Here is a 13023-nt window from a genome sequence, read left to right as displayed (position 1 = left end):
GAGTCAGGCCGCTACCCGGAAATGCGCCATGGTGGACATCAGCACGCCCGAGTGGCTGGCCAGGGTGGCGGAGCTGGCGGCGGCTTCCTCCACCAGTGCGGCATTCTGCTGCGCCATGTCGTTGATGTCTGCTACAGCCAGGCTGACTTCTTCGATGCTGCGTTTCTGCTCATCGGTAGTTTGTTCGATCGAGGTGATCAGCTGCGAAACCCGGGTTACGGATTCGACCACCGCGCTCATGATGCGGCCGGCATCATCGACCAGCGAGACACCGGTGGCGATATTTCCCTTGGAAGCGTCGATCAGTTGCTTTATCTGCTGCGCGGCATGGCCGGAACGGTCGGCCAGCGCGCGCACTTCCTGGGCCACTACCGCAAAGCCGCGTCCATGAGTGCCGGCACGAGCAGCTTCGATGGCGGCGTTGATGGCGAGGATATTGGTTTGCGCCGCGATGCCTTGGATCAGTTCGACGAACCCGTTGATTTGCGCCGCCGATCTGGCAATGCCATCCATATTGCTGACGACAGCGGCGACGATGGCGCCGCCATCTTGTGCGGTGTGTGCTGCCTGTGTCGAAAATTTCGAGGCATGGGCGGCATTCTCGGCCGTTTCACGCACTGTCTGGGTCAAGGTCTGCATGGCTGCCGAGGTCTGCTGCAAGGACGCTGCCTGGCGTTCGGTGCGGGCCGACAGATTCATATTGCCGTCAACGATCTCGCGTGACATTACACTCATTTCACGTGCGCAGTCTTGTGATGCAGAGACGATCCTGATCAGCGACTCGCGCATCTGGGCCATCGCGCTCAGCATGCTACCGCCATGCCTGGTCTGCACCGAAACGGTAAGGTTGCCGGTAGAAATCTCCTGCGAGATATGCGTGGCATAGTCCGGTTCGCCGCCCATGCTGCGCAGCACGCGGCCGAAGATGCTATTGAGCAGCCAGGTCAGCACGCCGCCGATGAGCAGCAGGGCCAGCAGCAGGATGCGCAGGCGGGACCAGACTACCTCGTTGATGTCGTTGAGCAAGGTGCCCGAGCTGACATACCAGTGCCAGGGCGCAAATCCCTGGACATAGGTAATCTTGGGCAGCTGCTGCTGGCCGTCGGGTGAGCGCACCATGTACTCGACAAAACCGCCTCCGCCCGGATTGCCGGCGGCGACCATGTTGCGGTACAGCGGCTGTCCGCGGGCATCGAGGTAGTCGTGCATGTCCTGTCCGATCAGCTTGGGTAAGGTGGGGTGGGTGAGCACCACCGGGCGGTCGTCGATGAGGGTCACATAGCCGTTGCTGCCATATGTCATCTTCGACATGGCTTGCAAGGCCTGGCGCCGGGCTTGTGCATCATCCAGCTGACCGGCGATCGCCTGGGCATGAAATTGCCTGAGTACCGCCGAAGCCGTATCAACCAGGTTGACCAGGCCGGCCTTGCGTTCCTCCAGTAACGCGGCTCGCGTGATGTAGGCACTGGCGGCACCGATCAGCAGGATGCCCAGCCAGGTCGACAGCAGCGCGATACGAAGTTTGGTGTGCAGGCGGAGTTTGGCTGGATTGAACATGACGGACTCATCGAAATAGCTATATCAACACCGGAACCCGCGGCTGAGACTGTCGGCGTTCCGGCACCTCGAGCGCTTCACGAAGCGCTCCCTTGGCTTGAATATAGCAATGCGGCCCTAATTCGAAAAATACCGTTATGCGAGATATCTATGCTTTGAAAGTATGGCTCGCAGGCAAAAAATCGCCGGGATGCGGAACCATGACATCGCTACTCCATCGTGTATTTCCGTAGGAAGCTGATGAAATTTTCCAGCGTTGGAGAGCGACTCTCGTCGCTCCAGACGAACTCGACGTCATAGGAAGACGACAGATCCGGGTGCTCAAACAGCACCACGTCACGCGGGCAGTTGAAGCGAGAGGCATCCGAGACGATGGAGTAGCCCATGCCCGCCGCAACCAGGCCAAGGATGGTGGAGACATCGCTGCCCAGCTGCACCAGCTTGGGGGAAAAGCCGGCCATCAGGCATTGATGGATCAGGAAATCGTAATAGCGCGGCGAGCGTGTACGCGGGAACCAGATGCAGGGCTCGTCGCGCAAATCCTTGAGCCGCGCCGGCGGTTTTTTGGCCATGGGGCTGCTGGCTGGAATGGCCAGCAGCAGGCGATTGCGAAACATCGTGAAGCCTTGCAGATGGGCATCTTCATCGCTGCGCCAGGCCAGAAAGCCACCCTCCAGCTTACCCGTCTGGATGTCCTCCAGCTGCCTGGCTGACATCGATGGTTCCAGCAGCAGGGTGACACTGGGATTGGACTGGCGAAACTTCTGCAAGGGCTTGAGCAGTGCCGGATGCCAGGTGTAGTTGGGCGTCATGCCGATGCGCAGCGAGCCCAACTGGCCGGAGGTGATGCGGGAGACGCGCTCCTTTGCTTCTTCCAGTTCCTGCAGCAGGCGTTCGGCATCCTTGTGGAACTGCTGGCCGGCGGCCGTGAGCGTGACGCCGCGGGCGCCGCGCACAAACAGCGAGGCCTTCAGTTCCTCCTCCAGGTCCATGATCTGCCGGCTCAATGCTGGCTGGGCGATGTTCAGGCGGCGCGAGGCTTCGGCCACACTGCCGTGATGGGCCACGGCCGAGAAATAGCGAAGGTGACGAATTTCCATATTGTTTGCCTATGCTTTATAAATATACATGAATATTAATATCATATTTGTAAGGCATATCTTAGTTGCCTATACTCCGTTTGCCAAATCGCCTGCCATGTTTTCCCATGGCAGCCACAACATGGAGAAGACAATGACGGAGAGCATCAGGATGGAGACTGAACACGTCGGTGTGGCTACGGCCGTTCCGGTCGATAGAAAATCGCAGGCCAGGCGCGCGGCAATTGCCGCCACCATGGGCAACCTGCTGGAGATTTATGATTTCATCGCCTATGGCATCTTTGCCGTGCCGATCTCCAAAACCTTCTTTTCCCTGCAGTCGGACACTGTCGCGTTGATCCTGACCTTCGCGACTTTTGGCGTTGGTTTCATCGCCCGTCCCGTGGGGGCATTGGTCATCGGCGCCTATGCTGACCGGGTTGGGCGCAAGAAGGGCATGAGTCTGACCATCTTGCTCATGGCCACCGGCACGGCGGTTATCGCCTTCTGTCCGGGCTATGCCAGCATCGGCCTGGCGGCGCCGGTGATCGTGGTAATCGGACGGCTGGTGCAGGGATTTTCCGCCGGCGGCGAAGTCGGCGGTGCGGTGGCCATGTTGCATGAAAATGCACCGGTCGGCCGGCGCGGCCTGTACGCGGCCTTCCAGCAAATGTCGCAAGGCTGCGGTGTCCTGGTGGCCGGCCTGATCGGCTTGCTGCTTTCCAGTGTCTTTACTCCGGAGGAACTCTTCGCCGGCGCCTGGCGTCTGGCGTTCGTATTCGGTTTGCTGATCGCCCCGGTGGGCATCTACATTCGCCGCACCGTGGCCGAGACGCCGGACTTCCTGGCCAATGCGCATCACAGGAAACCGCCGGTACGCAGCACGCTGATGCAGCACTACCGGACCATCGGCATGGGCGTGCTGATCATGCTGTTCTGGACGATCGCCACCTACATCTCCAATTACTTCTCCACTTACGCCGTGCGCGAGCTGCATCTGAGCCTGCAGGAAAGCTATATCGGCCAGATCGCCTATGGCGTCACCATGCTGGCGTGCTGTCCGCTGGCGGGGCTCATGAGCGACCGTATCGGCCGCAAGATGCCGATGCTGTTTGGCACCCTGTTGACCGCGGTGCTGGCCTATCCGCTGTTTTATCTGCTGACCCAATGGCCAACCCTGGCTTCGCTGATCTTGGTGCAGGTTACCATCGGTGCCTTGCTGGCCTGCTACGCAAGTTGCGCTTCCGGTGTACTGGGCGAACTGTTTCCCACCAGTATCCGGGTGACGGGCGTGGCGATCTCCTACGCCATTGGGGTCATGGTATTCGGCGGATTTACGCCGGCAATCGTCACCTGGCTTATTGTCCTGACGGGCGACAAGCTGGCCATTGCCTACTACCTGATTGCGGCTGCCACGCTCAGTTGCATTCCGGTTCTGCTGGTGCGCGATCGCCATGCAGCGGATTGAAATCCTGTCATCTCCTTTGGCGGCCTCGTCCCATGGCCTGTGAACAGGGATGAGGTCGCCGTTTTTCAATGAATGCCATGTCGCCAACCAACTCACCCTTCCCCATCACCGCTCTGGCGGGACAGTCGCGCAAGCCTGATCAGCACGCCCTTGAAATCTTGCGGGAGCTGATCGCCTTCGATACGGTAAGCCGGCATTCCAACCTGCAGATGATCGATTTCATCCAGGACTACCTGTACCAGCGCAATATCAACGCACGCATCACGTATGACGACGAGCACCGCAAAGCGAACCTGTTCGCTACCGTAGGTCAAGGCAAGAGGCCTGGAATCATTCTGTCCGGACATACCGATGTGGTGCCTGTGGACGGCCAGGCATGGAGCTCCGATCCTTTCGTGTTGAGCGAGCGCGATGGCCGCTTCTACGGTCGCGGCGCCTGCGACATGAAGGCCTTCATCGCCATTGCGCTGGCGAAGGTGGATGCCATCCTGGAGTCTGATTCTCAGACGCCTTTTCACCTGGCCTTTTCGTATGATGAGGAGGTCGGCTGCCTGGGTGTGCACCGCTTGCTGGCAGATCTGGCGCAGCGGCAATTGCACGTGCTGGGTTGCATCGTCGGCGAGCCGACCAACATGCAGATGAAGACGGGGCACAAAGGCAAGCGTGCATTCCGCTGCCAGGTCACCGGGCGTAGTGCACATTCATCGACACCGCATGTGGCGGTCAATGCCATCGAGTATGGCAGTGAATTGCTGGCCTTCCTGCGGGCACAGTCGCGCGAGCTGGAACAGGGGCCGCACGACGCCAGGTTCGACGTGCCTTACACCACCATGACCACCACCATGTTCAACGCGGGCATTGCCACCAATACGATTCCGGCAGCATCGGAATTCGTGTTCGAGTATCGCTATTTGCCGGTTCAGGATCCGGCGCCTATCGATCGGCGCATCCGTGATTTCATCGATACCGTATTGCTGCCGGAGATGCGCGAAAAAGCGGAAGAATCAGCGATTCAGTTGCAGCCCTGTATCGACTATCCGCCCTTGGAGACACCAACGGGGGCGGAAATCCGGAAGATCGTGGCGGCCCACGCTGCGCCCGGCGAGCAGAGCAAGGTTGGCTTTGGCACTGAGGCCGGGATTTTTGGAAAACATGGCATCGACTCGGTCGTCTGCGGACCTGGCGACATCAATCACGCGCATCGCCCAGACGAGTTCGTGACGGCAGAGCAGTTGGTGTTGTGCGAAGATTTCATCGATAGCCTGATCAGTGACATGGCTGCGCGCAAATCCTAGCAATTATCCCGGCATCGGTATCTCTCTTACCCAAGTTGTCGATACTCTTTTGTGGCCCCCTGGTGCTGTTGGCGGATTTCTCGTGAAATCCGCCTTTTTTATTGTTCATATCCGATATCGCTGTCGATTTCTGACCGATTGAGGACATCTCAATCCACCCAGTGCCGACACACGTTCACCGACCAATCGACCGTGGAATGGTCGACGGCCGCATGTACTGGCGAGCCGGCTAGTTCAGTAACGATACCGTGAGCGGCACGCTCGCCGTTCTTCGCGGATGTCCACAGCAGCATGTCGGTGACCAAGCCGTCCGCCCGTTGGGTGATGCGGCGCAGGATGAATCCGGGTTGCAGCTTGAGCCATGCATCCACGTCGGCATTAGCAGCAATGAAGCCCTTCATCGTCACGTTCTTGGCCAGGAAGAAGGTCGTAATTTCCATCGCCTCGGCCATTATTGGTCTCCGTGCTGCCAGCTCTTATAAACGAACTCCAGGCTATATCCATCCGGGTCCAGCACGTTGGCGGCATAGTAGCGAGGGTCGTAGTATGCGCGTGCCGAAGGTGCGCCCTTGTCGATGGCCCCTGCTGCTATGGCGGCTGAGTACGCGGCGTTCACTGCTTCCTGGCTACGTGCCACGAAGCCAATATGCGCTGCACCGCCCGCAACTAAGCCTTCGCGCAACCAGAAAAACATGCGGCCGTTGGCACCAAAACCTTTCAGGTCCGGGTGTCCCGGCGGGCCATCCTTGCCGTCGTAGTCATGTCGATTGGTGATGCCCAGCGGCGCCAGCACCGCAGTGTAAAAGGCAATTGAGCGGTCGATGTCGCTTACCGATAGAAATACGTGGTCCAGCATGGCTTTCTCCCGTTTCGAATCAGATAATGTAACCGCCGGCGACTTCAATGGATTGCGCATTTATCCAGCCACCGTCCTGCGTGAGTAGTGTCGCGATTACACGCGCAACGTCCTCTGGCTCGCCAACCCGTCCCAACGCGGTCTGGGATGCCAGCAGAGCTTCAAATTCTTCATTTAGACCACCGCCGAGTTCTGTTCGAATAGCACCAGGAGCGACCGCGTTGACGCGAATACGTCGCTCACCAAATTCCTTGGCCATGTATCTGCTCAGGACCTCAAGTCCCCCCTTGAAGGCAGCGTAGGGTGCCACCCCGGGAGTAGCAACACGCGACGTCGCGCTGGTCAAATTGACGATGCTGGCCCCCTCCATCATCAGCGGCAATAACGCCTGCGTAAGAAAGAACGGCCCCTTCAAGTGAACATTCATCAGGCCATCGAACTGCGCTTCGGTAACGGAGTCGATAGGATTGAACAAGCCGTAGCCGGCATTGTTCACCAGTCCAGCAAGCTGCGTAACATCCCAGACGTTAGACAAAGTGCGCTCGACTGCACTGCGAAAACTGCCGAAGCTGTGCGAATCGCCGACATCGAGTCTGAGGGCGGTAGCGACGCCACCATCTTCAACAATTTGTCGAACCACCTCCTCAGCCTTAGCTTGCTGGCTGTTGTAAGTGAGGATAACGCCAAGGCCGCGACGCGCGCATTCCCGGGCGGTACTGGCACCGATTCCGCGACTACCACCAGTGATAACGACGATGTTCATGAAAAGCTCCGAGTAGTTAATTAGAGCCTCTACGATAGCGAAGCACTTGGAAGTCAGCCTGCCGGTTTACGCCTCAATCCTGCCTATTCCTGCTTTTTCATTGCCAATAAAGTTCAAGATGAGGTTTAATCCCAACATGGAAAATCAGTTGAACGAGCTTCGCGCCCTTACTGCCCTCGCCCAAAACCACCGCACCGAGACCGGTATACCGCGCGTCGCCATGGTTCAGGGCATCATCCCAGAGCATCAGCTGGCAGCCGTCTACGACCCCATGGTCAACTTGATTCTCAGAGGTAGCAAGACCCTGACTGTCGGAGGACGCAGCTTACACTACGACCCAGCAACCTATTTCGTCATGTCCGTGGATTTGCCGGCGGCGGGTGTCGTGCATCCCGCCGAGACAGGCGAGCCTTATCTGGCGGTCAGTTTGACCTTGGATGCCAACATTATTTCGAATTTGCTCGAAAACCTGCCCAATACTGCCGATCGTATGAATAAGGCCGCTGGATTCTCGGTGGCAGCGGTGACACCTGAGCTGCTCGATGCCTGGGCCAGGATGCTCCGTCTCATGCGCCATCCGGCCGACATAACTGCGTTAGCGCCAGTTTATGAACGTGAGATTCTTTATCGGGTATTGCAGGGGCCTATGGGATGGATGTTGCGCGATATTGCGTTGCCGGATACGGCCCTGGCCAAGGTCAACCTGAGCATTCAGCAGATTCGCCGCCAGTATGCGGAGCCGTTGCGCGTGGAACAACTGGCCAACAGTGCGGCCATGAGCGCCTCCGCGTTCCATCGGCATTTCAAAGCTGTGACGGCGTTAAGTCCGTTGCAATATCAAAAGAAAGTACGCTTGCTCCAAGCACGGACCTTGCTCGTGTCGGCGGGCTACAGTGTCACAGCCGCTGCATATGAGGTTGGCTATCAGAGTTCAACGCAGTTCAGCAGGGAGTATTCGCGCGAGTTTGGTCGACCGCCTGGGCTAGACGCCACAAGAATCACAAATGAAATAAGGTCGTAGCTGGCGATGTTACGGATGGCAGCTTCTGGCCGATTGCAGACTACGCATACGCTTTGGATCATACGCATATGACGTAGCGCTATAAAAAAGCTGTTTCAAGCCAACCTTGCTTTACCACCGATTGCGGACATAAGCAGAATTGTCTTCTCAATAGAATATCTATTCTTTATTTAAACAAACTCCCTTGGGTTGCATGCTATCAAGCGTTGCAGCTGACGGCATTTGAAGGCAGAGAAACGAACGATGTTACTTGGTCACGTCCTTTGTGCTTGCTCTCATAAAGTGCCCCGTCAGCTGCCTCAATTAGATCAGAAGGGAGCGTCATTTTTGATGGACATTCAAATGTACTGACTCCAAGGCTAACCGTTACCACTCTTTTGGGATTGGATCGATGCTCAAGTTCAAGCTGATGTACTTCAAAACGAATGCGTTCGGCGACCGATAGTGCACCTTCTGCACCGCAGTTAGGCAAGATAACCGCAAATTCCTCGCCACCGTATCGTGCAGCAAGATCCGAAGGCCGTTGTAAGGACGCGCGTAGTGCTTCAGCTATCTTTTTTAAACATTCGTCGCCCCTGAGATGGCCATAGTTGTCGTTGTAAAGTTTGAAGTGATCGACGTCTAGCATTAAAAGAGACATAGGCACTTGATCGCGTACAGATCGCGCGAGCTCTATTGCAAGCATATGGTCAAAGTGACGACGATTGGCCAAACCAGTCAGACCGTCTTGCATTGCGAGCTGTTCTAACGATCTATTGAGGTCTTCTATCTCAAGACGCGCAATGCGTGATTGGTACTCTGCGCTTTCACGGCGTTGTATCTGTGCACCTAGTTTTCGTCCGATAAATATGAGGCCACTCATTAATAGGAATACCACACCACCGCGGAAGAGAGTGTCGGTACGCCAGTCGGCCAACACCTCTGCCCGGGACATTGCCACAGCCACAAATAAAGGATAGTCGTCGAGGCGTCGAAAACTATTTATACGCACCACGCCATCTTGAGCAGACTTAATCAACGCATTTCCGTTGAACGTCTTCGAAACAAAGTCTCGGTAAACGGATGCATTAGCCATATCTTTGCCGATTGAATCTGCAAGTAAAGGCCTACGCAATAGCATTGTCCCGTTCATGTGTCCCAGTACAATTGCCCCCGAAGTGCCAACGTAAAAATTCTCATAGAATTTTTTGAAATAGCTAATATCCAAGGTAGCAAGTGCGACTCCGCCGAAGCTACCATCTGGCTTAGACACTCTTCGACTGATCGTCAATATCCAACGCCCAGTTGAACGACTTTGGATTGGCAACCCAATGTAAGGACCCGTGTCCTCATGACTACGGTGATAGCGAAAGTATTCCCGGTCGGAATTGTTGAACTTGGTTTCCAATTTGTCTTGCGAGGTCACTATCCAGTTGCCATTTTCGTCGTAGACAAATATCCCATTTAGCTGCGTAAGCCCTTTGGCTCTAATTGCCAGAATCTTGTGCGTACGTTCTATCGTAGCTGGGCCAACGCCGTCATGTTGCAGACGCTCCAAGACGCCCACCAATACAATGTCAGCTTCCTTGAGTGTCTCATTCGCATGCTGCGCTAACGCAAATGCAACGTTATTCACCGATGCCGAGGTCTCTTTCAGTTGTAAATCTCGCTCTTGGAGCGCCTTCCAAACTTCAAGGCCCACTATTATCAGCAGCACTATGCCGACAAAAGCGAAAGCTAGCGAGGAAACAGATGAATTCTTCGATCTGGGCATAGTGAGTCTCCGGATAAATACCACTTACTACACGGCATTTATCTTTTTAATGTTGAAGAAGGAGTCTCATTTTTGCTCCCGAAGTACCGACTTAACAATCAGGAAATCTCCGATACTACTCAGCATTTTAATTGTGTTTTATGCAAGCATTTGACGCATGCGGATGAAAATGAGGGCCGCTAGTTAATGCTGGGCAATCCGTCAAATTTTGAGACTTCTTCTGGCAAGGGGCAGTTGAAGCATATGGGACGTGTTTGATCAACGGGGATTACTGGAAAAGCGATTAATACCCAAGGTCTGCTCCTGGCCGATAGGAGAAGTTAACTGTCGGATTTCAAAGAGACCGCATTCATAGTCTTAGCATTCCAATAGTCCTCCCGTTCTTCCATTTCTTCTCTCTATGCAGTCGTTGTTCTTGGGAATATATTAGTCAAACTTAATGTCAGCACAGGTCATTTCCTGCGCTCCGCTCCCGCCCTGACTATGTTGGATAATCCAAGCGGCTAAATCTTTATGTGCTGCCGCATTTGCAATATCTGAAATCGGCCAGTCAGGAAATTGCTTCAGGCTAATTTTCCAGTCAGACCCCTTCCCCTATGAGCATTTTTACCATCTCCAAATTTCGATACGCAGAAGCTAATAAAACCGGCGTGTACGTAGTTGAATAGACGTTAAGGTCCGCAACCGCCCAGGAGCAGTCGTTGAACAATTTAGGCTCGCGGAAAATACGCCAATACTGACTATAGATAATGGTGCATTTTCGCAAGTTGACCACGAATAGCGCGGATTGCAGTTTGGTATTATTTGACATCTGCAGTCGGTCAAAAACAGACCTCTCATTTAGGAAACAACACCATAGGAACATGACCGAGAGAAGTGAGCCTGGAGAACATCACTACGTCTACATTCAACGATAGACGATTTTCTCAATGAGAGACCTGTGTCACAGATAAGAAACGCCGCACTCTAGCACTGAGGTCGTTGGCGGCGCCGAAGAAATGTTCTTTGCTGCAGTCTTCGACGATTCTCCCCTCCTCCATGAAAATAATCCGATCGGCGACTTGCCGGGCGAAACCCATTTCGTGGGTCACGACCAACATCGTCATGCCCGCTGCGGCCAGTTCCGCCATGACATCCAACACCTCCTTCACCATCTCGGGATCAAGGGCAGAAGTTGGCTCGTCGAACAACATGATGTCGGGGTCCATGGTCAGCGCTCTTGCAATAGCAACACGCTGCTGCTGTCCACCGGATAGTTGATGCGGATATTTGGCCGCGTGAGCCGTCAGACCTACACGTGCCAGCATTGCTCTACTGCGTCCCGAAGCTTCTTCATATGAACGCCGCAGTACCTTTCGTTGAGCAAGATTGAGATTTTCCAACACACTAAGGTGACCAAACAATTCGAAGTTCTGAAATACCATCCCGACGCGTCGTCGATGCGCCGCGCTGCGCAGCATAGTTGAGCTGACGGCGATTCCCTGTATCGAGATACGCCCTTGATCGAACGGTTCCAGACCGTTGATCGTCTTGATGAACGTAGACTTTCCTGAACCGGACGGCCCACAAATGACCACGACGTCGCACCTGTCGATGCGAACGGAACAGTCGCTGAGAACCTTGAAGTCGCCATACCATTTCGACAGATTGTCTATTGCGAGCATGAATTTTCCTTGTAGTTAAACGCGTGCGGTCTTTTTGCGAAACATCCGGGCTGCGCTTTCGGCTATCGCCACACTGATCACGAGATAAATCGCCGCGACGAACAGATACGGTTCGATCAGGCTGCCGTCGCGCTCACCGATCTTGGCAGCAGCGCCCATGAAATCCGTGACAGAAATCACATAAACCAGCGAAGTATCCTGAAAGAGCACGATGACCTGGGTCAGAAAGATCGGCAACATATTGCGCAATCCTTGCGGCAATATCACATAGCCCATCGTCTGCACCGGATTGAGACCGAGCGCGAATGCAGCAGAGCGCTGGCCTGCAGATACCGAGCGTATGCCCGAGCGAACAATCTCACAGAAGTAAGCCGATTCAAACAGGCTGAACGTGACCATCGCCGTTTGTTTTCCATCGACCTTGACGGGCGCGCCCGCTCCCAAGAGAAACTGCAAAGCCAAAGGCATCAGGAAGAATATCCAGAACAGCACCAGAATCAGTGGAATCGACCGCATGGCGATGACGTAGGTCGAGGCACAGCGCGCAACGAGCTGCACCTTGGATTCTCGCGCCAGTGCCAGCATGAGGCCGAGCAGCATGCCGATTACTGTCGCGACCGCCGTCAGTTGCAACGTGAAGGCGAAGCCATTGGCGATGTAGGAAATATTGTCGGAAACGATCCCGAAATCCAGTGTCATATTGAATATCCTCTCTGCCTGCGCAAGCGTGCGTTACGGCAAATACGGCAGTTACGCCGTTTTCCTCGGTTCGAAACGCGCCATGACAGCATAGGCAGTCAGCGCGATGGCGATGTAGACGATGGTGGTCACAATGAACGCCTCGAAATAGGAAAATGTGGTCTCTCCGATTTCACGCGCACGAAATGTCAGTTCTGCGAAGCCGATAGTCAGTGCAATAGATGAATTCTTGATCAGGTTCATCAACTCGCTGGTCAACGGTGGAACGATCAGGCGCATCGACTGCGGCAGCAACACGTACCGATAGATCTGTGCCGGATGCAATCCCAGCGCCATGCCGGCGCTACGCTGGCCACGCGACAGCGATTCAATGCCGGAGCGCACCTGCTCTGCCACCCGCGCCGAGGTAAACAAGCCCAGGCAAACTGTCACGGCAATGAATTGCACATACATGGCGTCGGTTCTCACTACCACCGCCTTCACGCTGTCGAACATTTCGGGGAAGACGAAATACCAGAGGAATAGCTGGACCAGCAAGGGAACGCCGCGAAACAAGTGCACATACAGATACGCGGGCATGCGTATCCAGAAGATCAGGGAAGTACGCGCCGCGCCGACGATCACACCCAGCACAAAGGCGATGATCCAGCTCGCGGCCGATACGGTCAGCGTGGCGGCGAAGCCTTTGACAAACAGAATCCAGTACGCTTGACCGGCGTCCGGAGATATCTGGAAGAAAACGTTCCAGTGCCATTGATATTCCATCGCTTAATCCTTTGCCATATCCGAAGTAACGCGTACTCGTAAGCGATCATGCATCGCCTCTCGGAATATCGGGTTCGAGCTGCAAGTTACAGAAGAAATCAGG

The 13023-nt window shown here is 55.2% G+C and carries 12 protein-coding genes; 3 read left to right on the top strand and 9 right to left on the bottom strand.

Translation table 11 applies throughout. From position 1 onward, the window contains the following. Positions 1-3 precede the first annotated feature (3 nt). Together hmeg3_RS01875 and hmeg3_RS01870 are read right to left on the bottom strand one after the other, a co-directional pair. Positions 4-1557, bottom strand: a complete 1554-nt coding sequence (locus tag hmeg3_RS01875; protein WP_094562226.1) for a methyl-accepting chemotaxis protein — start codon at positions 1555-1557, stop codon at positions 4-6. 209 nt (positions 1558-1766) lie between these two features. Further along, positions 1767-2657, bottom strand: a complete 891-nt coding sequence (locus hmeg3_RS01870; protein ID WP_094562225.1) for a LysR family transcriptional regulator — start codon at positions 2655-2657, stop codon at positions 1767-1769. A 151-nt stretch (positions 2658-2808) separates the two neighbouring features. Here hmeg3_RS01870 and hmeg3_RS01865 point away from each other — a divergent pair, with 151 nt between their 5' ends. Further along, entirely contained in the window at positions 2809-4104 is a 1296-nt protein-coding gene (locus hmeg3_RS01865; RefSeq protein ID WP_094562224.1) for an MFS transporter, read from the top strand. 77 nt (positions 4105-4181) lie between these two features. Further along, on the top strand, positions 4182-5399 hold the full coding sequence (argE, locus tag hmeg3_RS01860) for an acetylornithine deacetylase (RefSeq protein WP_157739191.1): 1218 nt from the start codon (positions 4182-4184) through the stop codon (positions 5397-5399). 149 nt (positions 5400-5548) lie between these two features. On the opposite strand, the gene hmeg3_RS01855 is transcribed toward argE, so the two are convergent. The 3 genes from hmeg3_RS01855 to hmeg3_RS01845 are packed head-to-tail and all read right to left on the bottom strand — an operon-like array spanning position 5549 to position 7018. After that, positions 5549-5851 (bottom strand): hypothetical protein, encoded by a 303-nt coding sequence (locus hmeg3_RS01855; RefSeq protein ID WP_232511817.1) that lies wholly within the window; start codon positions 5849-5851, stop codon positions 5549-5551. Further along, positions 5851-6255, bottom strand: a complete 405-nt coding sequence (locus tag hmeg3_RS01850; RefSeq protein WP_094562221.1) for a VOC family protein — start codon at positions 6253-6255, stop codon at positions 5851-5853. Before hmeg3_RS01850 ends, hmeg3_RS01855 begins: the two co-directional genes overlap by 1 nt. A gap of 19 nt (positions 6256-6274) precedes the next feature. Beyond that, positions 6275-7018 carry an SDR family NAD(P)-dependent oxidoreductase gene (locus tag hmeg3_RS01845; protein WP_094562220.1) on the bottom strand — a complete coding sequence of 248 codons (744 nt, stop codon included), beginning with the start codon at positions 7016-7018 and terminating at the stop codon, positions 6275-6277. A gap of 46 nt (positions 7019-7064) precedes the next feature. Here hmeg3_RS01845 and hmeg3_RS01840 point away from each other — a divergent pair, with 46 nt between their 5' ends. After that, positions 7065-8039 carry an AraC family transcriptional regulator gene (locus tag hmeg3_RS01840; RefSeq protein WP_232511815.1) on the top strand — a complete coding sequence of 325 codons (975 nt, stop codon included), beginning with the start codon at positions 7065-7067 and terminating at the stop codon, positions 8037-8039. Between the two features lie 199 nt (positions 8040-8238). Here the strand turns inward: hmeg3_RS01840 and hmeg3_RS01835 are convergent, their stop codons facing one another. From hmeg3_RS01835 to hmeg3_RS01815, 4 genes are all read right to left on the bottom strand, one after another. Beyond that, positions 8239-9792: a sensor domain-containing diguanylate cyclase gene (locus tag hmeg3_RS01835; RefSeq protein ID WP_094562218.1), complete on the bottom strand. Its 1554-nt coding sequence runs from the start codon at positions 9790-9792 to the stop codon at positions 8239-8241. A 926-nt stretch (positions 9793-10718) separates the two neighbouring features. Then, positions 10719-11456, bottom strand: a complete 738-nt coding sequence (locus hmeg3_RS01825) for an amino acid ABC transporter ATP-binding protein (protein ID WP_094562216.1) — start codon at positions 11454-11456, stop codon at positions 10719-10721. Between the two features lie 15 nt (positions 11457-11471). Beyond that, positions 11472-12155, bottom strand: a complete 684-nt coding sequence (locus tag hmeg3_RS01820) for an amino acid ABC transporter permease (protein WP_094562215.1) — start codon at positions 12153-12155, stop codon at positions 11472-11474. Between the two features lie 51 nt (positions 12156-12206). Then, complete coding sequence (locus hmeg3_RS01815; RefSeq protein WP_094562214.1) at positions 12207-12920, bottom strand: amino acid ABC transporter permease; 714 nt, start codon at positions 12918-12920, stop codon at positions 12207-12209. Between the last annotated feature and the right edge of the window lie 103 nt (positions 12921-13023).

It is taken from the genome of Herbaspirillum sp. meg3, assembly GCF_002257565.1.
In the GTDB taxonomy this organism is placed as follows: domain Bacteria; phylum Pseudomonadota; class Gammaproteobacteria; order Burkholderiales; family Burkholderiaceae_D; genus Herbaspirillum.
The sequence above is the reverse complement of the archived record's forward strand: the minus strand, read 5'-3'. Positions and strand labels throughout refer to the sequence as shown.

Coding starts and splice junctions, on each gene's coding strand:
- hmeg3_RS01815 (WP_094562214.1), bottom strand. CDS start 12,920: ATGGAATATCAATGGCACTGGAACGTTTTCTTCCAGATATCTCCGGAC.
- hmeg3_RS01835 (WP_094562218.1), bottom strand. CDS start 9,792: ATGCCCAGATCGAAGAATTCATCTGTTTCCTCGCTAGCTTTCGCTTTT.
- argE (WP_157739191.1), top strand. CDS start 4,182: ATGTCGCCAACCAACTCACCCTTCCCCATCACCGCTCTGGCGGGACAG.
- hmeg3_RS01875 (WP_094562226.1), bottom strand. CDS start 1,557: ATGTTCAATCCAGCCAAACTCCGCCTGCACACCAAACTTCGTATCGCG.
- hmeg3_RS01870 (WP_094562225.1), bottom strand. CDS start 2,657: ATGGAAATTCGTCACCTTCGCTATTTCTCGGCCGTGGCCCATCACGGC.
- hmeg3_RS01820 (WP_094562215.1), bottom strand. CDS start 12,155: ATGACACTGGATTTCGGGATCGTTTCCGACAATATTTCCTACATCGCC.
- hmeg3_RS01825 (WP_094562216.1), bottom strand. CDS start 11,456: ATGCTCGCAATAGACAATCTGTCGAAATGGTATGGCGACTTCAAGGTT.
- hmeg3_RS01850 (WP_094562221.1), bottom strand. CDS start 6,255: ATGCTGGACCACGTATTTCTATCGGTAAGCGACATCGACCGCTCAATT.
- hmeg3_RS01865 (WP_094562224.1), top strand. CDS start 2,809: ATGGAGACTGAACACGTCGGTGTGGCTACGGCCGTTCCGGTCGATAGA.
- hmeg3_RS01855 (WP_232511817.1), bottom strand. CDS start 5,851: ATGGCCGAGGCGATGGAAATTACGACCTTCTTCCTGGCCAAGAACGTG.
- hmeg3_RS01845 (WP_094562220.1), bottom strand. CDS start 7,018: ATGAACATCGTCGTTATCACTGGTGGTAGTCGCGGAATCGGTGCCAGT.